The sequence below is a fragment of the Bacillus sp. OK048 genome (assembly GCF_900103525.1).
Taxonomy (GTDB): domain Bacteria; phylum Bacillota; class Bacilli; order Bacillales; family Cytobacillaceae; genus Neobacillus.
This window is the reverse complement of the sequence record NZ_FNHN01000005.1, coordinates 213,198-234,268: the sequence shown is the minus strand read 5'-3', so window position 1 is coordinate 234,268 and position 21,071 is coordinate 213,198. Positions and strand designations below refer to the sequence as shown.

Below are 21,071 nucleotides of genomic sequence, written 5' to 3'. Positions count from 1 at the left end.
GAGATGGGTTGGGCATTCAGCGGAAAAACCCCAGATAATTAATCAGGGGCTTAAAGAGCTATTTTCCGATCGGTTCAAAACGTTCAACAAATAGAGCCAGCGTACGTGTCATTACACCTGTTCCCCCTGCAGGACCTAGATCATGTTCCTTAGAAGTGGTGGAAGTTCCAGCAATATCTAAGTGAACCCAAGGTGTTCCTTCAGCAAATTCACCAATAAAGGCACCCGCGACGATGGCATGTCCTTCACTGCCGGGGGAATTATTTAAATCTGCCACTTTACTATTTCTTACCCGTTCTTTGTCTTTCTCGAACAATGGTAATTGCCAGACTGGTTCACCAGCTTCCATAGAGGCTTCTAAAACTTGTTCATAGAGCGTTTCATGATTGGTCATGGCACCTGTCGTGTGTAATCCGAGCGCTGTAATAACTCCGCCAGTTAATGTTGCCACATCCACTAAATATTCTGCACCATGGTGCTTTGCATAGGTGACAGCATCCGCTAGAACCAGTCTACCTTCTGCATCAGTGTTTAACACCTCAATCGTCTTGCCACTCATTGAAGTGATTACGTCATCTGGCTTGAAGGCATTACCTGAAATCATATTGTCGGTCGAAGGAATAACCGCGACAACGTTTTGTTCAGGTTTTAATTCACCGATGATTTCCATTGCCCCAAGAACAGCCGCAGCTCCGCCCATGTCGGACTTCATCCCGACGATGCCGGCTTTTGTTTTAATCGAATATCCGCCAGTATCGAAGGTAATTCCTTTTCCAACTAATCCAATGACATTTTCCCATTGCTCTTTCCCTTGATACTTTAAGACAATCATTTTTGGAGGCTCTGTAGATCCTTGGTTAACAGCAAGGAATGCGCCCATCCCTAACTTTTCAATCTCTTCTTTATCAAGGACTTCTGCTTCAAAGTCGTATTTAGAAGCAAGTTTTAATGCATAATCCGCCATGTCCGTTGCTGTCAGCAGGTTACCTGGAATATTTACAAGGGTACGAGCAGAGTTAGTCCCATTTCCAAAAGCAAGACCCACAGTTAATGACGCCTGAATATCCTCTTTATCCACACCTTCACTATAGACAGTGATCTTTTCAAGCTTCTTCTCGGGTTCATTTGACTTTTGTTTATAACCTTGGAATTGATAGGTAGCCAATGAGAATGCTTCGCCTACTGCATGTGCGGCTTCTATTCCATCCACTGACTCTGTCATAAAAGTATCTAAAAGAATGGCCGTTTCTTGGAGCTTGCTGGCCTTTACCGCTTTAAATGCCTTCCCTAAAGCCTCATTTAACTTTTCGAAGTTACACTCTTTTTCCTTGCCAAGTCCAACAAACCAAATTCTTTTAGCAGCTATTTTTCCAAAACTATGTACTTTGCTAATTTTTTTATACTTTGCTGAAACATCACCAGCTTTGACAAGCTCAGTTAATTGTCCACCAAAAAGTTCATCCAGCTTCGCTAAGGACCCGCTAAACTTCTCTGGCTTATCAAAAAGTCCGATAATCATTCCTTCATGTGCTGTTGAAAAGTCAATTTCATTTATTACAGTAAACATAGCCTTCCCACCTCCGTGTAAAATACCTTCTCATTATATCGGAAAAATGAATATATTTCGACTTCCTAAGTAATTCAATAAAAATAGCAGGCACATGGCCTGCTTTATTCTCTTTCAGAACGAATGTATTGCTGACGGAATACTTGCATTGATTTTTCCTCATTTAATGCTTGTAATTGGGCTTCGGTAAGTTTTCCATTTCCTTGTTCAACCACATATACCTCAACTTCCCTTTTACCCCACTTGTTATAAACATCCTCAACTGTTTCATAATAAAGATCCACTTTGTTCCCTTTAATTGCTCCGCCCTTATCAGCAACAACCCCATACCCATACTCGGGAATGAACAGAATCGTTCCAATTGGAAAAACCGATAAGTCTGCTGCGACTGTAGAGTATAAGTCACGTTTTACTTTTACTCCTGAATAGGTAATGCCATATTCGGGATGACTTTCATTTTTTCCTGTGGATTCGTACCCTGCTGTATATCCGGTCGCAATAACGGTTGTTTTCGGATATTTTGACCAATCAAATGCTTCCTCTAATGGTGGAGGGGTCTCAGAAACTTGTTCACTTGCAGCAGCTTTAGCCTCAATCTGCAGGACATGACTGATGAATGATGTAAAATCAATCCCTGAAATGGATTTAACAGTCACGGAAAGGGCAAATAAAAAAAGAAAAGTCATTGTAACTCGTATTATCCATCTTTTCATATTACTCATTTAAATTTTCACTCCTCCCAAAATATTCATTTCCCAACTTGAGAGGAATTATTCAAAAAGGCAATTAAAAAAAGACCTTTACCCAGGGTAAAGATCTTAAAAGGCTGCCGAGAAAGTCTCGACAGCCAATTTCTATGAATTTTAGTTATCATCGGCTTGATGATGACCACTTTTACGATTTTTCCAGGAATTTTGGTTATCATCGGCTTGATGATGACCACTTTTACGATTTTTCCAGGAATTTTGGTTATCATCGGCTTGATGATGACCACTTTTACGATTTTTCCAGGAATTTTGGTTATCATCGGCTGGGATGATGACCACTTTTGCGATTTTTCCAGGAATTTTAGTTATCATCGGCTGGATTAAGACTGCCAGACTCATGATGAAGGAAAAACACCCTATCTCGACAATCTGAAAAGACCTTTACCCAGGGTAAAGATCTTAAAACATTTGATACCCATTTTTCCGTAACATTTTAATGGTAATGCCGGCTGCAATTGCTCCTGCCAATCCGCTAAGTAAAATGAGAATATCAGCTGTAGCCAAACTACTTAACTTTTGACCAAGCTCTTGAAATGCTACTTTACTGTTTGTAAAATATTCAATAAACCTAACTTTATCAACGATAAATATAGCAATAATCGGATAAATAATTGCCATAATCCATGACATTCTTAAAAGCATATTAAGAATAAACCCAATACCAAAAAATAACACAAAGAATAATAAGATGGATATGATTAAAACAACAATGCTCATTTGCATGGAATAACCCCCTTTACACATCATTAATAAGTTTACTGAATGTCCAAAAGGGAGTCAATCCTAACATACGGTACTCAGGTGCAAATCCCTAAAAAAAATAGCTTCCCAAAATTGCTCGTGGAAGCTGGCTCCATTGTTATTATAGACCATAATTAATATTTTTCCTGTTTCTTTCCCGAGCCCTCGCAGCAGGTACATGTTTCAGAACCCCCAAGCAGTAATTGAAAATAACCGATACCTGAGCAATACTCACATTTTTTCGTATCTAAGCTTGTTGTTTTCATCCGAATCATCTCCTTAATATATTTTTAAAATATTCCGATAATATATCAAGAATCTGATAAAATGAAAAGGACGAAATTCACCCAAAAAAAGGTAAAAAAGCGGATACACTCTTGGTTTTCTTATATTTTCTAAATGATACTCAAATTTTCTAAAAATTAAAAAAATAATTTATAGGAACTGTAATGAAACTGTTCTCCCGGGTTTAATCCATCATAACCAGGGATCGTTACTGTTTCTTTTTGATTGATAAGATAGTGAAGCATAATCGAAGCATCTTTTTCATGAAGAAGTTCTTCGGGTGCGATAAATTTTGCCTCATACAACTCATTTTCCTGGTGCTTAATAAAATATTCACCCAGTGGTTCAAGTAAAAAGACGAGCAAATTATCACTAATTTCTTCTGAAATGACACCGGTTCTTAGACCTATTAATCCTTTTACGGTACAGGAAATTCCGGTTTCTTCCTTTACCTCCCTAACAACCGCCTCATCCGCCGTTTCTCCCTCGTCTACAAAACCTGCAGGAAGTGACCACTTCCCTTTCAGGCCGCCATACCGCTTTTTTACAACCAGCCAATGCCCCTCGGAAGATTTAACCAGCCCACTAACTGCTAACCAAACTTTGCCTCGCTTCTCTTTATTGCTCATAAAAACCCCCCTCGCCTATCTGTTATATTTATAGTAACAAAAAAAGGACAGATATCTCTGCCCTTTTTGGAAAATTATTATTTAAAAAACGTTGAATTTCCCTTTTTTCAATACAAGACCTGCTCCGCCAATCATAAATAGAGAACGATTGTCGACTACTTTTTTCATGAAGGATGCTTTGGCACCTGTTATTTTCTTACCGAACACGACACCAATGGCATCGTCTTCACCAAGCGAACAAACGGTTCCTTTATTATCAAACGTAAATGTTTCAAGTTCAGTTTTGTTGCGAATTAATGCTGCTAAGTTACGAGCAACCACTTCACCTTGTTGCATGGCAATTTGTGCCGTTGGTGGATATGGTCGGTTGATTTCTTCATTGATAACAAGCGAGCTGTCACCAATAATAAATACATCATCAAAGCTTGGTACACGAAGGTCTGGCTGAACCTTCACACGACCTCTCATTGCTTCAAAACCTGATTTTTCAATAATAGAATTTCCTCGAACACCAGCGGCCCAAACAACTGTTTCAGCCTGGATCAACCTAGGTTCATCATCACCTTTAGCAACAAGAACTCCTTCAGGTGTACATTCTTTAATGGCAGTACCAATTAAGAATTCTACCCCTTTACGTTCTAATTGGGAAACAGCATAGTTTACAAGTTCTGGATCAAATCCTGGTAAAACCGTAGGGGATGCCTCAACACAAGTTACTTTCACTTTGTGGAAATCCACATCATATTCATGACATAGCTCTGGAATCCGATTTGTTAATTCACCTAGGAATTCAATTCCTGTAAATCCAGCACCACCTACAACGATGGATAAACGATTATCATTCTTTTCCTCTTCCATATTATAAGTGGCAAATTGGTATTCAATATGCTCTCGTAATTGACGTGAAGAGTTTATATTCGTGATTCCAAAAGCATACTCTTTCAATCCTTTAATTCCAAAGGTTTCTGGCTCACCGCCAAGAGCGATAACAAGATAATCGTACCCCACTTCACCCTTTTCTAGGATGACTTTTTTCTCTTCTTTATTGATTTCAATCACAGTGTCCTGTACAAAATCAACTTTACTTCTATCAATAACATCACGAATGTCATAACGGACACGATCATGATGAAGTGTACCTGCAGATGCTTCATGAAGCCATGTTGTTTCATAATGGTAATCATTTTTATTTATTAATACTAAATCAGCTTCATTAACTCCAACAAGCTTTTGCAACCTAACAGTTGTCATAAGCCCGCCATATCCCGCACCGACAATAACTATTTTTGGCTTTCTCAAAGTGATCACTTCCACCTTTTTTATTTTGAGTATTATGCTTAACCTTATCTTCCTCCGCTTTTAACAATATTATTTTCGTTAGCCGGAAAAAGTATGTGATATATTTCACGTACATGGACACAAATTATTACTAACTTCGTCACACAAATTTAACATCTACCCTCAATATATCTTATGATAAACTCTTCACAATATCAAGTAGTTATTTTAAATATTTTTACAGTCAGTATGTACTTTTCTGTACTAATTTTCTGTACTAAATTTCTGAATATTCCCCAAAAGTTGTGAGGATGTTATCTTTTTGTTATATTATAGGAAATAGAAACTGTTACTACATAAGTAAGGGGGATATAGGGTGCAAGAAGATAAAAAAGTTTATGATATTACGATTATCGGGGGCGGTCCTACCGGTCTATTTACTGCCTTTTATGGTGGTATGAGACAAGCTTCAGTAAAGATCATCGAGAGCTTGCCACAATTAGGCGGACAATTATCGGCACTATACCCAGAAAAATACATTTATGACGTTGCAGGATTTCCAAAAGTCCGTGCACAAGAATTAATAAATAATCTAAAGGAACAAATGGCAAAGTTTGATCCTGCTGTTGCTTTAGAACAATCCGTTGAAAAGTTAGAAAAACTAGAGGATGGGACGTTCAAATTAACGACCAATTCTGAAGTCCATTATTCAAAAACAGTTATTATTACAGCTGGGAACGGTGCCTTCCAACCACGTCGATTGGAACTTGAAAGCGCTACACAATATGAGCGTAAAAACCTCCATTACTTTATAGACGATCTTAACAAGTTTGCTGACCAAAAAGTGATTGTTTTTGGTGGCGGCGATTCGGCTGTAGACTGGGCATTAATGTTAGAGCCGATTGCAAAGGAAGTAACGATTGTTCATCGTCGTGATAAATTCAGAGCGCATGAGCATAGTGTTGAGAACTTGAATAACTCAAAAGTAATGGTCAAAACTCCTTTTATTCCAGCTGAATTAATTGGTGATGACAGCGGTATTAAGCAAGTTGTCCTAACAGGAGTTAACGGCGAAGGCAGAGAAGCAATTGACGTTGATGCTGTTATTTGTAACTATGGTTTTGTTTCCTCTCTAGGTCCAATTAAAGAGTGGGGCTTAGATATTGAAAAAAGCTCTATTGTGGTCAATTCTAAAATGGAAACGAAAGTACCTGGCATTTATGCTGCTGGAGATATATGCACATATGAAGGCAAAGTGAAACTAATCGCCTGCGGATTTGGTGAAGCACCAACTGCAGTTAACAACGCAAAAGCATTTATTGATCCAAAAGCTAAGATCCAACCACTTCACAGTTCTTCCATGTTTGGTAAGTAATATGAAAGGCGCCTACTTGAGGCGCCTTTTGCTTTGTTTTAGCATTCTTCAGGTGTTCCTGTTGCTGTAGCCGTCCTAAACGATGAACCACAGCCACATGATGCGATCGCATTAGGATTTTCAATCGTAAATCCGCCGCCCATCATGGATTGCTTATAATCAATTTTAGTACCCTTTAATATTGCAGCATCCTCTTTATCAATCAGGACTTGAATTTCATGTTGCACGGAATGAAGATCGTTTTCTTTCACTTCATGGTCAAAGCCCATACCGTAAGATAAACCACTGCAGCCTCCACCTTTTACACTAACGCGTAAAAGAGCACCTTCTTCTTCATTGTGTTTCATCATTTCTTTTATTTGAAGAGCCGCAGCTTCCGTTAAAATAACTACATCGTTACTCATTTATTTCTCCTCCTTTTTGAGGTCTTTCTTATAGTATATACACTGAATGGTAAGTCCTCAACTAATTAAACCATATAATTAAAACATTGGATTTTCATCCAAATATCGGTAAATGTTTTCGACCAATTCTTCAGGTGTATTGCCAGATACGACCTCGCCATTTACAAGAGCATAAAGGGTAGAAGCACATTTCCCACAATAACCGAGACATCCGTATTCAATGATATCGAGATTTGGGTCTTTTTCTAATATCTCTAGAGCCTTTTGAGCACCGCTGGCCAGATTACTCATACAAAATTCAATAATTGGCTGAATCATGGCTATCACCTCTCATTAACTTATTATCCTACTATCTTTCTACAGCATCGTCAAATACCATGTTTGGAGGTGCTATTGACAATAAACCCTTTCGTATTTGTTGTTATTTCACCCTAGGACGAAAAAGAAGCATCCCAGTATCAACTAGGAATGCTTCTCTTATATCGCCATATAACCGTATTTTTCCATTTCAGCAAAGATTGTTTTTAACCTCGGGTTCCCTTCCCCGACTATTTTATCTTTAATGACAACAACGGGATAGAACAGATCTTCCTCAATCACTCTTTTGGCAAAATTTTCTTTTTCACTGTCATTTGGCGGTTGAAAAATATCAACATAGGTCATTTTAAAAAGCTGCTCAGGGAACTTTCTAGAAATAGCTGCCTCAAGCCATTCAAATGTTTCCTTTGAAGAAGGTAAGTTAACACAGCTTGGGCATAGTTGTTCTGCTCCATAAAGAATAATTTCAACGGTCGTATTTGTCATTCCATCCAACCTGCCTTTTTCTTTTATTTTACATCATTCAAACTATTAAACACACAAATATGGTTGTAAATGTGCGAATTCCCATTTCATGAGAATGGATTTTTCCCCTCGATGACATTATAATATAAGGTAAGGAAAGGAGACGATATAAAATGGCAGAACAAGTACAAGAAATGTTTGAGCAAGTTCAGGAAGTATTAGATAAATTACGTCCATTTCTTCTTCGCGATGGAGGAGATTGTGAATTAGTCGATATTGAGGACGGTATTGTTAAACTCCGTTTACTAGGCGCATGCGGAAGCTGCCCGAGCTCAACGATTACCCTTAAAGCAGGAATTGAAAGAGCACTTTTAGAAGAAGTTCCTGGCATTGTTGAAGTAGAACAAGTATTTTAATCATAAATGAAAAAGCGATTGCTTAGCCAAGCAATCGCTTTTTCATTATCTTATTGATAACCAGTCTAGTTGGGGAAGTTTTAATGGTTTTATTGGTGCACCCACTGTTTGGTAAAAGTAAGCTAAAAAGCGTTCATATTCAGTTGATTGCTTTAACATTTTACTTAACTGTTCTTCTAACATTTTTTTATCCTGTTCTGAACGAGTTATATAGTAATTTTCAATACATTCAAAGTAATGGAGCGGGAATAGTAAACGTGAAAATAATAACCGCCACGAAAAAGAGGTTAATGGTCCAATAGTTTGGTAATCATTGAAAAACTGCCTCACATCGATTTCGTATGTTTGCGTATTAAGAAAGTACCTCTCTCTCGTCCATTCTGCAAGATCTCGACTGCGATGATCAAACACCCAATCAAATGGATCCTTCAATGAATAATTGGCACCCCATGAGTTTTTTGAAAACCGCTCATGGCAAACTGTTCCACTATCGGCTTCTTTTGGTTCGTCATCTAACTCAGTATCTACTAGATATTGAATCGCATTTTCTGTAAGCCCAATAAAATAAGGGAATGAATCAATAAACATTCTTTCAAAATCATCTTCTGGCGTTTGAAACATCAGCTCACTCCATACCTTTTCAATTTGATCAAGGCGCTTTTCCCATAATTGCTTCCATTGCCCGATCCTGCTTGATCTATCAATTTTAAAGGGCACTGTTTTTCCGCGTTCATGAAATTTGGCTAACTTTCGTCCTAATTTCACTTTGTTTTTTTTATCCATTTGTCGATTTGCCAGTACACAATACTGTTTTTCCTCCCACGTTGTGATAACGTTGCCTTCGTTATCGGGTAAAAAGGCAGGCACATAGGTATCACCAGTTTCCCTTAAGTGATCCGCAATTTTCTCTAGTTCAATTATATCCTCGACTGTCCTACCGTTAGGTTTAGCAATCAAATAGAGCCAGCCATTGCTTCGCAGCGCGTCGTAGGAATCTAATTTAAGATATTCATCAACTTGTATTCCATATTTAACTTCAAGCAATTTTTGCAACATCCACTCACCTCTTCTCATTTCGTCTCCTATGTCATATATATGTAGTAGCCCAAAAAACTTGTTGTCTTCTTAGCAAGAAGTATAAGAAAAACATGATAGGAGAAATCTGTAAAGAGGGTATTGATTCATTCGTTCCTTTTCAAGTGGCCGTGAATATGTTATGAATTAAGAATAGTGAAAATTCCAAGAAAAAGGTGATCTGGATGGCAGAAGATAAAAAAATGGATCTAACAGAAGAAACAGCAAGAAGATGGATTAAAGAAAGAGGCGTCGACATTCAGGATATTGCAGATTTAGTCTTTTTCTTACAGGAAAAATACCACAAAAACTTAAAAATGGAAGACTGTATTGCCAATGTTGAACGCGTGCTGTCAAAACGCGAAGTCCAAAATGCCGTTATTACAGGTATTCAGCTCGATATCCTTGCCGAAAAAGGAATGTTGGAAGAACCCATTCAATCGATTATCAAAACCGATGAGAGTCTTTATGGGGTTGATGAAATTTTAGCATTGTCGATTGTGAATGTGTACGGCTCGATTGGTTTTACAAACTATGGATATATTGATAAGCAAAAACCAGGAATCTTAGCACATTTGAATGATAAATCTACAGGTGAATGTCATACCTTTTTAGATGATATCATCGGCGCGATTGCAGCTGCTGCTTCTAGCAGACTTGCTCATCGGGCTGCTCATGTTGAATAGAAAAGCGGAAGCGCCTTGATCAGGGGCGACAGGCATAAGACGAGCTGGCGGGAAGGTTGTTCTTTAACCTTTCTGACGGATTGGCTTATGACCCCGAGCCCCTAGGCGCTGCAGCTAGACAATTCTCAAAGTTGAATGCTCCATCCTTTTCTTACGGCTCCCACTGATCTAGTGTGTCAATAGCATAGGTTGGTTGTCGATCATACCCTGAAAGCAATTCCTTCGTTGTGACTCCAGTATGAACCAATAGCGTATCAAGCCCAGCATTCATCCCTGCTAAAATATCGGTATCATAATAATCCCCAACCATTAACGTTTCTTCTTTAGAGGTGCCAAGAACCTTTAACGCCTGCTCCATGATGATTGATTCAGGCTTCCCGATAAAAATCGGCTTTGTCTGGGTCGAAACAGCAATCACAGAGGTAAGCGATCCGTTTCCAGGGAGCAAACCCCGCTCGGTCGGAATCGCTATATCTCCGTTTGTCGAGATGAAGATTGCTCCATTGCGGACTGCTAGGCAGGCTACGGCTAATTTTTCATAGCTTATCTCACGGTCAATACCGATTACAACATAGTCTGGGGTTTCTCCACTAAATGCAAACTTCTTTTCATTCAAAGCGCTACGAATTCCTTCTTCGCCAATCACATATACGGAAGCGTCCTTCTTTTGGTCATAGATATAATTAGCTGTTGCCTGACTAGTTGTAAATACTAAATCTTCTTCCGCGGGAATATCAAATTCTCTCAACTTTTGAGCAACTTGGGCTGGAGTTCTAGAAGAATTATTCGTAACGAATAAATAAGGAATATCCTTTTCCTTCAATTTTTTCACAAAATCTCCAGCCGCCTCAATTTTTTCTGATCCTTTGTACATGGTTCCATCAAGATCAATTAAATAACCTTTATACTTTTTCATGCTAATCACTCCTATTAAGTATCATTTCCGTTCCCATTTCTTTTCATTATGTAAAAAGGATCGCATGCGGCGATCCTTTTTGAAACGTATTAATTAAATGCTGATACTGGACCAAGTTCATTCTTAATGTAATCTCGTACATTTTTAGGAAATAATGCTAACACATTCATATTGTCAACAAACTGCTTCTGAAGTTCAATATGATCGATATCTGTATATAACTGTACGAGTACTTTACGATTCTGGATAAGTATTTTTAGGCTCTTTCCTGATTCAGCAGTAATGACCTTTTCATCGATTAAGATATCAATAATGTCATCATAACTCCCAGGGTCTCTCATAATGAATCCATCAATGATTGCGTTACCCACATCTAGTAGCGACTCAATCACTAGATGTGTTACTCTTTCCAAAGCTGCTTTTTCTAGCGGCGTTGACCAACGTTCCTGGCTTGAAAATAGCTGGATTTGTTTTTCTAAGAAAACCAATGTTAGCTCCAACTTTTCACGGTCTACAAAGTACATACCATCACTTCCTCATTCATTATTAAGCAGCTTACGACAATAATAAGTATATTCTAACACAATGTGACAGTATTCGTTTTTTCTTTATGCTGTTTTCGCAATTTTCGTTGCTTTTATTAACTTCAGTCCACATTATAGGATCCGAAGATAGCAGCCCTGATCTTTCTAGGTTAATTTCATAATTACAAGCGACCACTGATGACCGTTAACGTGTTTTTTCTGGCTTCACGGTAATCAGATGGCTTCTCTGATGACCGTTAACGTGCTTTTTCTGGCTTTGTGGTAATCAGTTGGCTTCTCTGATGACCGTTAACGTGTTTTTTCTGGCTTTGTGGTAATTAAGTTAATCCTCTAATAATCTTTCAGGAAAGAGCCTTTCTTTCAGTAAACTTTTAACAATATTCTATTTACTTCAATATTCCCCCACCGACTTATTATTTGGTACTATAAAGAGGATGAAGAAATTAACTAAAGGAGAACACCTACATGAAAGAACGTTTTTTCTTATATGATGATACAGAGGATACAAAAACACGTTTTGTCAGCTTTGTTGGTGACAATCAACGCTTCGATTTGGCTATCGTAAAAACCGATCGTCATTTTGGAAAGCATCTAGTACTCGATATTCAAGGTAATCGTTTTGCAATCATTGGTGAGGATGATTTAAAAGAGGAAGGGTATTTAGAATATGCTTTTCAATTGAATGAAGAGGATGCCGAAGAATTACGTAGCTTTTTGTTAGAATTACTTTAATTATTTATCACTCCTTCTTACATAATAAGAACAAAAGGAGTGATAATATGGTCGAAAAAAAATCAAGGAACTATTTTGATTTATCGAATGTTGAAAAACAAAAGAACTTTTTAACTGCAGAAGAATTTCCAGAGGGTTCATATGGATCATCTTTTCGTAAAGATGAACCGGTTGAGAACAAAAGCACTCCGTGGCAAGAAGGGCAGCGATATTATAGCAACTTTAATTATGAGGATAAAACCTTTCATCAGAATATCCCTCGGCAAATGGATGGTGCTCACCCTACACACGATGACCCTGATAGTGACGAGCAGCCTCCTTATAATCAGTAAAACAGCTCGCCATTAGGGCGAGCTGTTTTACTTTTTCACTCTTTTTAATACAAAATAGGCACAGCCAAAATTACAATATTCATACAAATACTCATTTAATGTACTGATTTTGGTATCAAAGGTAGCCTTTTGATTCTGATCATCAAAAAAGCCTTTTAGCCGGAGCTGGCCATATCCCCAATCCCCAACAATATAATCATATCTAGATAATATTTCACTATACCGTGCCTTTAAGGCTTCCTCATTAAATGCCTCTCTGCGTTCCTGCACAATTTCATATGTCGAACCATTGATACTGATCATGTACTCACCTCAATATTTTACCAGTCAATCCTTCTTTCATTATAACCGATTCACCATCAATTACTAAGAAAAAAAATCAGTTATTTGGCAATTCTATAAAAAGGAGGTGCATTACGTGAAAAAGTGGTCGATAATTATTGGATTTTGTTTACTTCTATTCGCTGCTGGCTGCTCAAAGGATATGGCTAATCGCGATGTGTATGAAAAAAGTGGAGATACAATAAATGTTAATAATAAACGAGAAGAACTATATAACGAAGGTGGCAGTCAAGGTGTTCGGAATGTAAGTGACAATTATGGCTTTGTTCGTCATCAAAAAAGTCCTATCCAGAACGACCGTGGTGGTATGGAGCATTATTCAGCGGTAAACCGAGAACAAGTCGCCAATATTATTAGTCAGTTTAGCACAGATATTCCAAATGTAAATGATGTGGCTACTTTGGTGACAGACCAGGAGGTGCTCATTGCCTATAGTTCTGATACAAAGGACCGTAACCAAACAGCAGACCAGGTTAAAAAAACGGCAATGTCCGTTGTTCCGAGATTTTATCATGTGTATGTAACGGACGATAAAAACTTAATGCGCGATGTAGAAAATCTTGCAAATATGGATTCAACAAGTAAAAATGCCAGAAATTCAGTCGATAATTTAGTTAAACAAATGAAAAAGTCTCCACAGGGTAATCGAATGAGCGAAAGTGAAGACGAAAATGGTGCTACACGTGATGATGTGATGAACACAAATAATCGTCGCTAACCATCGTTCCCAAACCTGTCTAAAACAAAAGAGTTCAGCCAATTTTAGGACTGAACTCTTTTTTCCTGTCTAGCTACAGCGCCTAGGGGCTCGGGGTCACAAGCAATCCGTCAAGAAGGTTAAAGAGCAACCTTCCTGCCTACTCGTCTTATGCCTGTCGCCCCTAAGCAAGGCGCTTCCGCTTTTCATTCTATGCTTCTTTTACTTCTTCGGTTTCACCTAACAATTGTTTGTGCTTTGCCGCTGCATTAACTTGCTCATCTGCATGGTAGGATGAACGTACTAATGGGCCAGCCTCACAGTGACTAAACCCTTTTGTGAGGGCAATGTCACGCAGTTCTGCAAATTCTTCTGGACGATAATATTTCTCTACTTTTAAATGGCTCTTGGACGGTTGTAGATATTGTCCAATCGTCATAATATCGACATTATTTGCTCGAAGGTCATCCATTACCTCGATGATTTCTTCTTTTGTTTCCCCCAGCCCAACCATTAAGCTTGATTTTGTAGGAATAGTTGGCTGCATCTCTTTCGCTCTGCGTAAGAACTCAAGTGAACGGTCATACTTCGCTCGCGCTCTCACTCTTGGAGTCAGCCGTTTTACCGTTTCAATATTATGATTCAAGATGTCAGGCTTAGCCTCCATTAATAAAGCTAAATTTTCTTCCTTGCCACCCATATCTGAAGGAAGGACTTCAATGCTTGTAAAAGGATTCTTCCTTCTGATTGCACGAACCGTTTCAGCAAAAACGGCTGCACCACCATCTTTTAAATCATCACGTGCTACAGCAGTAACGACAGCATGTTTCAGGTTCATTAATTGGACGGAGTCTGCTACTCGTTCTGGTTCCTGTAAGTCTAATTCTGTTGGGAGTCCTGTTTTAACCGCACAAAAGCGGCAGGCGCGTGTACAAGTGTCACCGAGAATCATGAAGGTAGCGGTTCTTCTTTCAGCCCAGCATTCGTGGATATTCGGACATCGTGCCTCTTCGCATACGGTATGTAAATTCTTTTCACGCATCATTTTTTTCAGGCCTGTATAATGTTCATTTGTATTTAATTTTATTTTTAACCAGTCAGGTTTGCGTAAATATTCTTCATTCCTGCTCAATTTTTTCACTCCTTACTGTGATCGCTCCATGTCACTTTACCATATTTTTTGTGACAAGGACAAGCAGACCAGCTTTTGTATAGCCTATTTCCAATTATTGACCATTATGAAATAGCCTAGAAATCATAAACTAAAGTCATACAATAATCGGAAGGAGGATTTCTGTGCGGGTTTTTCTAATAATCGGAACTTTCCTCTTAATTATGAGCCTTTCTCTTGGGGATGCTCATTCTAAAAGTCCTGATGAGTATCAAGAGAGAATGAAATTATATAAAAAGGTGGAAACCGTTACCCAACTGCCTTGGTATTATTTAGCAGCTATCGATCAATACGAAAGAAATATTCGCCAGGTTCGCAAGGACTTACCGAAACCTGAAAGTGTGATTGGTATCTATTTTACTCCGGAAAAATGGGCAGGAGCTGCCAATCCCGATCCTGCAGAAGAAAACCCCGCAATCATCCAATTTTTCAATGGTATGGGTGTGGACGGGGATGGGGATGGAAAAGCCAGCTTAAAAAGTGATGAAGATGTCTTATATGCGTTTGCCAATTATCTTCTCTCATACGGAATCGATCATGATAATATCAAAATTGGATTATGGAACTATTATCAACGTGACAAGACCGTTGGTATTATCGTTGACAAGGCAAAGGTATACCGCCATTTCGGTCGATTAGATTTAGATAAACATGTTTTCCCTTTACCTATACGAAGCAATCACAGCTATCGCAGTACCTGGGGTGATGCGAGGGGCTGGGGTGGCAGAAGAATGCACGAGGGTACAGATATTTTTGCAGGCTACGGTGTTCCTGTTCGAGCAACAAACTATGGAATTGTAGAAATGAAGGGCTGGAATAAGTTCGGTGGCTGGCGAGTTGGAATTCGTGATATTAATAATACGTATCATTATTTTGCACACCTTAGTGGCTTTGCTAAAGACCTTAAAGTAGGGCAAATCGTTGAACCCGGTACCTTGATTGGTGGTGTCGGCAGTTCTGGGTATGGTCCACCAGGGACATCAGGGAAATTCCCGCCTCATTTGCACTATGGAATGTATAAAGACAATGGTTATACCGAATGGTCCTTTGACCCCACTCCACATTTAGGTTTGTGGAAGCAGCAAGAAAGACAAGCATTGAAGAAAAAATAAGGACTGTCCTTTGACAGTCCTTAGGCTGTCGAGAAAGTCTCGACAGCCATTCTCATGCGATGGTATGATGACCATTTTTATGATTTTTTTTTGTGAGTTTTGGTCATGAAAGACATTTCACTTGTTCACCCGGCACGAAATGTCCTTCATCCCCTTCATGAAAGACAATTCACTTGTTCACCCGGTATGAAATGTCCTTCATCCCTTTCATGAAAGACATTTCACTTGTTCACCCGGCATGAAATGTCCTTCATCCCCTTCATGAAAGACATTCCACTTGTTCACCCGGCACGAAATGTCCTTCATCCCCTTCATGAAAGACATTTCACTTGTTCACCCGGCACGAAATGTCCTTCATCCCCTTCATGAAGGACAATTCACTTGTTTACTATCATCAGCTTTATGATGACCATCTTTATGTTTTTTTCATGAATTTTGGTCATCATCGATGGTATGATGACCATTTCAACGATTTTTTCATGTGTTTTGGTCATCATCGATGGTATGATTACCATTTTTACGATTTTTTCAATGAATTTTGGTCATCATCCTAGAAGTGCTATCCTTTGACAGTCCTATTAATTTTTAGGTGCCGGTATCTGAATGGAAGGGGTAACCCCACCACCGCCATTATTATAAAATTGTGGTACCTCCCCCTGAATCAACCTTCCCCCCACCGGAATATTCTGTTCGAGTCTGGTAATCTTGGTTGCAAAAGGGGTAATGATTTGTACAGAAACTTCTAAATGGATAGCAACATCTATCCAAGTATTATTGATCCCCATTGGTTTCGGGTTAATTTTTACATCTGGTCGTACTTCACCAATCGCATGAAACCTTACTGGTATCTTGGGACCAAGATTTCCTAATAACGCCATGTTGGTTGCCTGCCCTAACGGAACATTCCAAACAATTCCATCCTCTTTCTCCCTATTCACTTCAATATCGACGTCAGTTAAACGCTCTAAAGAGGCAAGATCCCCTTTTTCTGCTGCATTGAGGTTCTTTTGTATCTCATTGGTAATTTCAGATAATTTCTGGTTAATGACTTCTGTTTTAAGACTAGCGCTTGGCTGGGCATCACCCTGTCCAGGCTCAATTGCGATGACATCTCCCACTTCAACCGTCTTTTTATTAATCGCCTTATTAATAACCTGTGAGGCAATTTGTTTTGTCTTAGATTCGGCATAACTCATTAACGTAGGTTCAATCCCTTTATTCACCAACCATATTCCAAGTGCAGTAGACAAAAGAAAAAACACAAATGATAATAGCAAAACATATCGGAAAGGTAACGGACCCCGTTTTCTAGGACGTAAACGAAGCTTTGCCAAAAAAATCCCCCCTTACATGTTATATGTATGCATAAAAAGAACGAACTAGCCTTCAAAGTAAAAAAAAGCCTACACCAATGTGCAAGCTTTTCAAACCATTTTCAGCAGGGCATCTTTACCAATCATACCTTTTGTTATGCCTAAGCTTTCCGCCTCGACAGTAACAGACTCCATTGGGGCATTAAGGAGCTGTTCTATCGTTCTTACCCCCACCGCTCTGGCGGCTATGACTTTGCGATCCTTTAATTTCTCATTTAATAAACCAACATCTAAAGCACCGCACATGATATATCCTTTATCATTGCTAACAGAGAGCAGTGTTGTTTTTGGTAATAAAACAGTAACCGCCAAGAACGTGTGACCATTAATTTCTACCGGTGATAGCTCAATCAATTTACACACTCCTTTCCATACCTTCAACTTATGAAAGAAATAGAAAAAGCGTGTATATACTATCCTTTAGGACTACTTTTCTAATTTCCATTTTAATAAATCCCGCAGAAACTCGGGAAGAAAATATTCCTTTTTCTTATTTGGAAAAATCTCTTTGAAAAAATGTCCAAAGGTAAACATATCTGGAATGGCTAATGTATAGTTTCCTTCTAATTCTAGTTCCATACCATTGATAAAAATAACGTTGTTCTCATCAAACGTTATCCCATCGTAAACACTGATTCCCATAATCGTTCCCCTAAACCCAAGACCTGTAATTTGTCGCTGTGACCAGTTCTCATCTCTTGTTTCAAGTAAAACCTCTGTTAATTCCTTACCTGTCAGGTAGATTTTACAAGGGTTGATTGGGTGGGGACAGATAGTGAGCAAATCATATGCGGTTACTGTTCCTGATAATGGTCCCAAAATCAGGCCACCATTAATAAACGCACAATCCGCATCGCACCACTCTCTTAGTGCACGGCATAAAATTTGCGAAAGCTCTGTTTCTTGAAATGGATCATGTGGCAAATCATTGGTTAGTGTTGTTATCGTTTGATTTAATAATTTCTTTCCTTTTCGGTAAAGTTCCTTTGCCACTGCTTTCTCATCTTGGACTGCCGGAAGCTCCATGACATTATACAATTTCGCCTGTTGATGAATTGGTTTCCGGTCAACAACCTGTAGTGTCACTTGTCCAATAAACCTACCATGCTTACCAGCACCAGCTATAAGTGTCTGACCTACCTGTTTTCCTTCGGGTAGTGCATGATGGGTATGGCCGCCGAGAATGACATCTATCTCTGGGTAGACTACAGCTATTCGTTCATCATGATTAAGTCCGAGATGGGAAAGCAGGATGATAATATCCGCGTCCTCTTTTAAAGGTTCCATCCATCTCTTTAACTCTTCTATAGGGTTGGTCAGCTTCCAGCCAAGAAGTTCATAAAGTAGCGAAAAATTAGCTGTTAGCCCAATCACGCCAATTCGTGTTCCACTTTTTGTCTGGTAAATTTTATAAGGTATTAGCCATGATGGATGTTGATTCTTGCTATTGTAGAGATTAGCAACTACTACATCAAAATCCCTGTTGTCATACAAATGATTTAACCCTTCATACGGGAAGTTGATTCCTTCATTGTTTCCAATTGTAACGGCTGTATAGCCAGCCTCATTTAACAACTTTATATTTCCCTGCCCTTGAGTCGCTTCGGAAAGTGGGTGCCAGCGGTCAATAAAGTCACCAATGTCAAAAAGAAAAAAATCTTCTCCAGCTGCTTCATGTTGAGTTCTTTTGCTTGTTAGGAAGTGCTGATTTCGTGGCCACCGTTTTAAATGGCTATGAAGGTCGTTTGTATGGTATATGTGAATGAATTCCATTCATGATTCGCATCCTTTTTTAGTGAAGGCTCTTTTCGTAAATCTTGTTGTTAACCAAAAATACCTTGATAAATTAATCGTATGCCAACGATTATTAATATGGTTCGTAATAATAAAACAATTGTTTTGCTTTTTAGCCTCGTGTTTAAATAGACTCCTACTTTCGCACCAATCCATGCTCCAGGAACGAGTGCCAAGGCAAGTAGCCAATCAACATTTCCAAGTGTGATATGGGTAATCGAACTTAAAATGGATGTTGGTAAAATCATAAACATCGAAGTGGCTGTAGCGACATGAGGCGGAAAGAAAAAGAAAAGGATCATGGTCGGTACCATTAAAGAGCCTCCACCGACCCCTAATATTCCCGATAAAAATCCGACTACAAATGAAATAACAACGGCCACCAATGGGTTAAAGCCATATTCAAAGAGTTTCCCAGAGTTATCGGTAAAACTCCTCACTATCCCTTTGTCTTTTCGGAATGGAATCGGCTTTAGCTTATCTTTTAATAAAAGGACAAACGAGACGAAAATAATAAAAATACCAAAAAATAAATTAAATGATTTTAAATTTAATACTTCTGTCACCCAGGCGCCTAGAATGCTCCCAGGACCACTTCCAATTAGAAAAATCAAGCCGCTTTTATAATCAACTGTTTTGTGTTTCATATAAGCTAACGTCGACGAAAGGCCAGTAAAGATCATCGTGAAAAGAGAGGTCCCTACTGCTGTTTGCGGTGATATGTAGCCAAATGCAGATAGAGAGCCTAAAAAGAGTAAGGATGGAACAATAATAATCCCCCCGCCGAGTCCAATTAAACTGCCTAAGGAACTACCTGCAATTCCAATTAAAACTAATATAATCCATTCCATCGTGTTTTCTCCTTTATTTTAGGCTCTGTTATTATTCATTGTTGATTTTCGTGTAGGTATAAGAATTCATAGGCGGAGAATTTCCGGTTATTGTATATAGTGGAGGCTTTAGAAGCAGATATAAGCGGAGATATTCCGATTAACTGCTCTAAATAAGACAAAATCCATCGATTTGGATCGTATAACCGGAAAAACTCCCCTTATTTTAAGGGAAATATGGGTATTTCCCTATATTAACGGAATTTCTCCGCTTATTTTTCGAACAGAGTGAAATCAACATTCAGTTGTAACAGAGCCTTATTTTAAAATAAATCCAGTTGTCTCGGAGCAAGATCCTCATATTCTAATTCTAAAAGATTCATCATTTCTTTTGCGTTATCTGCTGCATCTCCACCAGAATTATTGTTAAAGAGAACATAGACGTTCTTAGAATCATGGGCTAATTTCCGAATTGCCTCTGCCCATTCTTGGAGTTCTTGTTGATTGTACCGATAGAGGTATCTGACTTCCCGCCAATCCGCATCTTGGCGTTTTTGCCAGCCATGGACGTTACGTCCATGGAATCGAATGAGGAGTTTTTCGGAATCAATTGCCTCTAAAATGGTTGGGATTGATCCCTCACCTGATTGTGGTTCGTCACAAATACTATGTATCCATTTTTCCTTTTTCATAAAATCAAGTGTTTGCTGTCGGTACTTAGGTAAAAACCATGACTGGTGCCTGAACTCCAGCGCACATGATAAATCACCCATTTCTTTTTTACACCATCTTAAGTATTCAACATTTTCCCGCTTACAATCAAACCATGGCGGAAATTGAAAAAGGGCCATTGCAAATTTGTTTGCTTCTATGTAAGGTTCTAGTGATTCTTTGAAGGCACAAAACATTTCTTGTTTTGAAGCAAATGGAATTTCATCACGCTGATGTCCCGTCATGCCTTGATAGGCTTTGACAATGAACTGAAACGAGGAGGGTGTGTCGTTAACCCACTTTGCTGCATTCCTTTTCGGTTGAATGGCATAAAAAGCTGCATCCACTTCTACTGTTGGAAAATGAGCTGCATATTCTTTCAATTTATCCCTGGGAGAGATAGGACCTGGATATAAACTGTCTTGATCTCCCCAACCTGTTACACCAATGTAAATCAATTCTATCACCTCACAGCTATACTAATAATATACCCCTAGTTTCTAATTTCCGC

At 38.8% G+C, this 21,071-nt stretch carries 27 protein-coding genes and 1 pseudogene; 7 read left to right on the top strand and 21 right to left on the bottom strand.

The window, feature by feature from the left end; genetic code table 11:
• Positions 1-58 precede the first annotated feature (58 nt).
• The 7 genes from BLR86_RS11605 to BLR86_RS11580 all read right to left on the bottom strand — a co-directional run bounded on the left by BLR86_RS11605 (position 59) and on the right by BLR86_RS11580 (position 5,288).
• Positions 59-1,567, bottom strand: coding sequence for a leucyl aminopeptidase (locus BLR86_RS11605; RefSeq protein WP_090761522.1), 1,509 nt, complete (start codon positions 1,565-1,567; stop codon positions 59-61).
• 104 nt (positions 1,568-1,671) lie between these two features.
• Positions 1,672-2,289 (bottom strand): 3D domain-containing protein, encoded by a 618-nt coding sequence (locus BLR86_RS11600; protein ID WP_090761520.1) that lies wholly within the window; start codon positions 2,287-2,289, stop codon positions 1,672-1,674.
• Between the two features lie 141 nt (positions 2,290-2,430).
• On the bottom strand, positions 2,431-2,673 hold the full coding sequence (locus BLR86_RS11595) for a hypothetical protein (protein ID WP_090761518.1): 243 nt from the start codon (positions 2,671-2,673) through the stop codon (positions 2,431-2,433).
• 60 nt (positions 2,674-2,733) lie between these two features.
• Positions 2,734-3,057, bottom strand: a complete 324-nt coding sequence (locus tag BLR86_RS11590; RefSeq protein WP_090761516.1) for a YuiB family protein — start codon at positions 3,055-3,057, stop codon at positions 2,734-2,736.
• Between the two features lie 152 nt (positions 3,058-3,209).
• Complete coding sequence (locus BLR86_RS26035; RefSeq protein WP_175492860.1) at positions 3,210-3,341, bottom strand: YuiA family protein; 132 nt, start codon at positions 3,339-3,341, stop codon at positions 3,210-3,212.
• Positions 3,342-3,497: 156 nt separating this feature from the next.
• Positions 3,498-3,989 carry an NUDIX domain-containing protein gene (locus BLR86_RS11585; RefSeq protein ID WP_090761514.1) on the bottom strand — a complete coding sequence of 164 codons (492 nt, stop codon included), beginning with the start codon at positions 3,987-3,989 and terminating at the stop codon, positions 3,498-3,500.
• Between the two features lie 81 nt (positions 3,990-4,070).
• Positions 4,071-5,288 carry an NAD(P)/FAD-dependent oxidoreductase gene (locus BLR86_RS11580; protein WP_090761512.1) on the bottom strand — a complete coding sequence of 406 codons (1,218 nt, stop codon included), beginning with the start codon at positions 5,286-5,288 and terminating at the stop codon, positions 4,071-4,073.
• A gap of 355 nt (positions 5,289-5,643) precedes the next feature.
• On the opposite strand from BLR86_RS11580, the gene BLR86_RS11575 reads away from it, so the two are divergent.
• A complete protein-coding gene (locus BLR86_RS11575; RefSeq protein WP_090761510.1) occupies positions 5,644-6,642 on the top strand; it encodes an NAD(P)/FAD-dependent oxidoreductase in 999 nt (332 codons plus the stop codon).
• A gap of 38 nt (positions 6,643-6,680) precedes the next feature.
• Here BLR86_RS11575 and BLR86_RS11570 read toward each other — a convergent pair whose 3' ends face one another.
• From BLR86_RS11570 to BLR86_RS11560, 3 genes are all read right to left on the bottom strand, one after another.
• The gene (locus BLR86_RS11570) at positions 6,681-7,046 is read right to left on the bottom strand and encodes a HesB/IscA family protein (protein ID WP_090761508.1); all 366 of its coding nucleotides are present in this window, start codon (positions 7,044-7,046) and stop codon (positions 6,681-6,683) included.
• Between the two features lie 78 nt (positions 7,047-7,124).
• On the bottom strand, positions 7,125-7,364 hold the full coding sequence (locus tag BLR86_RS11565; protein WP_090761506.1) for a YuzB family protein: 240 nt from the start codon (positions 7,362-7,364) through the stop codon (positions 7,125-7,127).
• 159 nt (positions 7,365-7,523) lie between these two features.
• On the bottom strand, positions 7,524-7,850 hold the full coding sequence (locus BLR86_RS11560; RefSeq protein ID WP_090761503.1) for a YuzD family protein: 327 nt from the start codon (positions 7,848-7,850) through the stop codon (positions 7,524-7,526).
• A gap of 170 nt (positions 7,851-8,020) precedes the next feature.
• On the opposite strand from BLR86_RS11560, the pseudogene BLR86_RS11555 reads away from it, so the two are divergent.
• Positions 8,021-8,245 (top strand): annotated as a pseudogene (locus BLR86_RS11555) (NifU family protein); the annotation flags it as partial.
• A 45-nt stretch (positions 8,246-8,290) separates the two neighbouring features.
• Here BLR86_RS11555 and yutH read toward each other — a convergent pair.
• Entirely contained in the window at positions 8,291-9,319 is a 1,029-nt protein-coding gene (yutH, locus tag BLR86_RS11550; protein ID WP_254782307.1) for a spore coat putative kinase YutH, read from the bottom strand.
• Between the two features lie 185 nt (positions 9,320-9,504).
• Between yutH and BLR86_RS11545 the strand changes: the two genes are divergently transcribed.
• Positions 9,505-10,005: a phosphatidylglycerophosphatase A family protein gene (locus tag BLR86_RS11545; RefSeq protein WP_090761497.1), complete on the top strand. Its 501-nt coding sequence runs from the start codon at positions 9,505-9,507 to the stop codon at positions 10,003-10,005.
• A 151-nt stretch (positions 10,006-10,156) separates the two neighbouring features.
• On the opposite strand, the gene BLR86_RS11540 is transcribed toward BLR86_RS11545, so the two are convergent.
• Positions 10,157-10,921, bottom strand: coding sequence for a TIGR01457 family HAD-type hydrolase (locus BLR86_RS11540; RefSeq protein WP_090761495.1), 765 nt, complete (start codon positions 10,919-10,921; stop codon positions 10,157-10,159).
• A gap of 89 nt (positions 10,922-11,010) precedes the next feature.
• Entirely contained in the window at positions 11,011-11,445 is a 435-nt protein-coding gene (locus tag BLR86_RS11535; protein WP_090761493.1) for a DUF86 domain-containing protein, read from the bottom strand.
• Between the two features lie 486 nt (positions 11,446-11,931).
• Here BLR86_RS11535 and BLR86_RS11530 point away from each other — a divergent pair, with 486 nt between their 5' ends.
• Positions 11,932-12,198 (top strand): DUF3055 domain-containing protein, encoded by a 267-nt coding sequence (locus BLR86_RS11530; protein WP_090761491.1) that lies wholly within the window; start codon positions 11,932-11,934, stop codon positions 12,196-12,198.
• 47 nt (positions 12,199-12,245) lie between these two features.
• Entirely contained in the window at positions 12,246-12,530 is a 285-nt protein-coding gene (locus BLR86_RS11525) for a cytosolic protein (RefSeq protein ID WP_090761488.1), read from the top strand.
• Between the two features lie 27 nt (positions 12,531-12,557).
• On the opposite strand, the gene BLR86_RS11520 is transcribed toward BLR86_RS11525, so the two are convergent.
• The gene (locus tag BLR86_RS11520) at positions 12,558-12,833 is read right to left on the bottom strand and encodes a YutD family protein (RefSeq protein WP_090761486.1); all 276 of its coding nucleotides are present in this window, start codon (positions 12,831-12,833) and stop codon (positions 12,558-12,560) included.
• A 115-nt stretch (positions 12,834-12,948) separates the two neighbouring features.
• On the opposite strand from BLR86_RS11520, the gene BLR86_RS11515 reads away from it, so the two are divergent.
• A complete protein-coding gene (locus BLR86_RS11515) occupies positions 12,949-13,590 on the top strand; it encodes a YhcN/YlaJ family sporulation lipoprotein (RefSeq protein WP_254782306.1) in 642 nt (213 codons plus the stop codon).
• Between the two features lie 190 nt (positions 13,591-13,780).
• On the opposite strand, the gene lipA is transcribed toward BLR86_RS11515, so the two are convergent.
• Positions 13,781-14,701 (bottom strand): lipoyl synthase, encoded by a 921-nt coding sequence (gene lipA, locus BLR86_RS11510; protein ID WP_090761484.1) that lies wholly within the window; start codon positions 14,699-14,701, stop codon positions 13,781-13,783.
• Between the two features lie 203 nt (positions 14,702-14,904).
• On the opposite strand from lipA, the gene BLR86_RS11505 reads away from it, so the two are divergent.
• Positions 14,905-15,852, top strand: coding sequence for a M23 family metallopeptidase (locus BLR86_RS11505; protein WP_090761715.1), 948 nt, complete (start codon positions 14,905-14,907; stop codon positions 15,850-15,852).
• Positions 15,853-16,229: 377 nt separating this feature from the next.
• Here BLR86_RS11505 and BLR86_RS26415 read toward each other — a convergent pair whose 3' ends face one another.
• The 6 genes from BLR86_RS26415 to BLR86_RS11480 form a co-directional block, all read right to left on the bottom strand.
• Positions 16,230-16,367, bottom strand: coding sequence for a hypothetical protein (locus tag BLR86_RS26415; RefSeq protein ID WP_217642379.1), 138 nt, complete (start codon positions 16,365-16,367; stop codon positions 16,230-16,232).
• Positions 16,368-16,430: 63 nt separating this feature from the next.
• The gene (gene yunB, locus BLR86_RS11500; protein ID WP_090761482.1) at positions 16,431-17,186 is read right to left on the bottom strand and encodes a sporulation protein YunB; all 756 of its coding nucleotides are present in this window, start codon (positions 17,184-17,186) and stop codon (positions 16,431-16,433) included.
• A 90-nt stretch (positions 17,187-17,276) separates the two neighbouring features.
• Positions 17,277-17,579, bottom strand: a complete 303-nt coding sequence (locus tag BLR86_RS11495; protein WP_090761480.1) for a YunC family protein — start codon at positions 17,577-17,579, stop codon at positions 17,277-17,279.
• Between the two features lie 72 nt (positions 17,580-17,651).
• Positions 17,652-18,998, bottom strand: a complete 1,347-nt coding sequence (locus tag BLR86_RS11490; protein ID WP_090761478.1) for a bifunctional metallophosphatase/5'-nucleotidase — start codon at positions 18,996-18,998, stop codon at positions 17,652-17,654.
• Between the two features lie 50 nt (positions 18,999-19,048).
• Positions 19,049-19,870, bottom strand: a complete 822-nt coding sequence (locus BLR86_RS11485; protein ID WP_090761477.1) for a sulfite exporter TauE/SafE family protein — start codon at positions 19,868-19,870, stop codon at positions 19,049-19,051.
• A 302-nt stretch (positions 19,871-20,172) separates the two neighbouring features.
• Complete coding sequence (locus tag BLR86_RS11480) at positions 20,173-21,018, bottom strand: DUF72 domain-containing protein (RefSeq protein ID WP_090761475.1); 846 nt, start codon at positions 21,016-21,018, stop codon at positions 20,173-20,175.
• Positions 21,019-21,071 lie beyond the last annotated feature (53 nt).

Coding starts and splice junctions, on each gene's coding strand:
- BLR86_RS11520 (WP_090761486.1), bottom strand. CDS start 12,833: ATGATCAGTATCAATGGTTCGACATATGAAATTGTGCAGGAACGCAGA.
- BLR86_RS26035 (WP_175492860.1), bottom strand. CDS start 3,341: ATGAAAACAACAAGCTTAGATACGAAAAAATGTGAGTATTGCTCAGGT.
- BLR86_RS11525 (WP_090761488.1), top strand. CDS start 12,246: ATGGTCGAAAAAAAATCAAGGAACTATTTTGATTTATCGAATGTTGAA.
- yutH (WP_254782307.1), bottom strand. CDS start 9,319: ATGAGAAGAGGTGAGTGGATGTTGCAAAAATTGCTTGAAGTTAAATAT.
- BLR86_RS11605 (WP_090761522.1), bottom strand. CDS start 1,567: ATGTTTACTGTAATAAATGAAATTGACTTTTCAACAGCACATGAAGGA.
- BLR86_RS11540 (WP_090761495.1), bottom strand. CDS start 10,921: ATGAAAAAGTATAAAGGTTATTTAATTGATCTTGATGGAACCATGTAC.
- BLR86_RS11590 (WP_090761516.1), bottom strand. CDS start 3,057: ATGCAAATGAGCATTGTTGTTTTAATCATATCCATCTTATTATTCTTT.
- BLR86_RS11490 (WP_090761478.1), bottom strand. CDS start 18,998: ATGGAATTCATTCACATATACCATACAAACGACCTTCATAGCCATTTA.
- BLR86_RS11535 (WP_090761493.1), bottom strand. CDS start 11,445: ATGTACTTTGTAGACCGTGAAAAGTTGGAGCTAACATTGGTTTTCTTA.
- BLR86_RS11600 (WP_090761520.1), bottom strand. CDS start 2,289: ATGAGTAATATGAAAAGATGGATAATACGAGTTACAATGACTTTTCTT.
- BLR86_RS11595 (WP_090761518.1), bottom strand. CDS start 2,673: ATGAGTCTGGCAGTCTTAATCCAGCCGATGATAACTAAAATTCCTGGA.
- BLR86_RS11570 (WP_090761508.1), bottom strand. CDS start 7,046: ATGAGTAACGATGTAGTTATTTTAACGGAAGCTGCGGCTCTTCAAATA.
- BLR86_RS11505 (WP_090761715.1), top strand. CDS start 14,905: ATGAGCCTTTCTCTTGGGGATGCTCATTCTAAAAGTCCTGATGAGTAT.
- BLR86_RS26415 (WP_217642379.1), bottom strand. CDS start 16,367: ATGGTAATCATACCATCGATGATGACCAAAACACATGAAAAAATCGTT.
- BLR86_RS11585 (WP_090761514.1), bottom strand. CDS start 3,989: ATGAGCAATAAAGAGAAGCGAGGCAAAGTTTGGTTAGCAGTTAGTGGG.
- BLR86_RS11560 (WP_090761503.1), bottom strand. CDS start 7,850: ATGACAAATACGACCGTTGAAATTATTCTTTATGGAGCAGAACAACTA.
- BLR86_RS11545 (WP_090761497.1), top strand. CDS start 9,505: ATGGCAGAAGATAAAAAAATGGATCTAACAGAAGAAACAGCAAGAAGA.
- BLR86_RS11530 (WP_090761491.1), top strand. CDS start 11,932: ATGAAAGAACGTTTTTTCTTATATGATGATACAGAGGATACAAAAACA.
- BLR86_RS11565 (WP_090761506.1), bottom strand. CDS start 7,364: ATGATTCAGCCAATTATTGAATTTTGTATGAGTAATCTGGCCAGCGGT.
- BLR86_RS11485 (WP_090761477.1), bottom strand. CDS start 19,870: ATGGAATGGATTATATTAGTTTTAATTGGAATTGCAGGTAGTTCCTTA.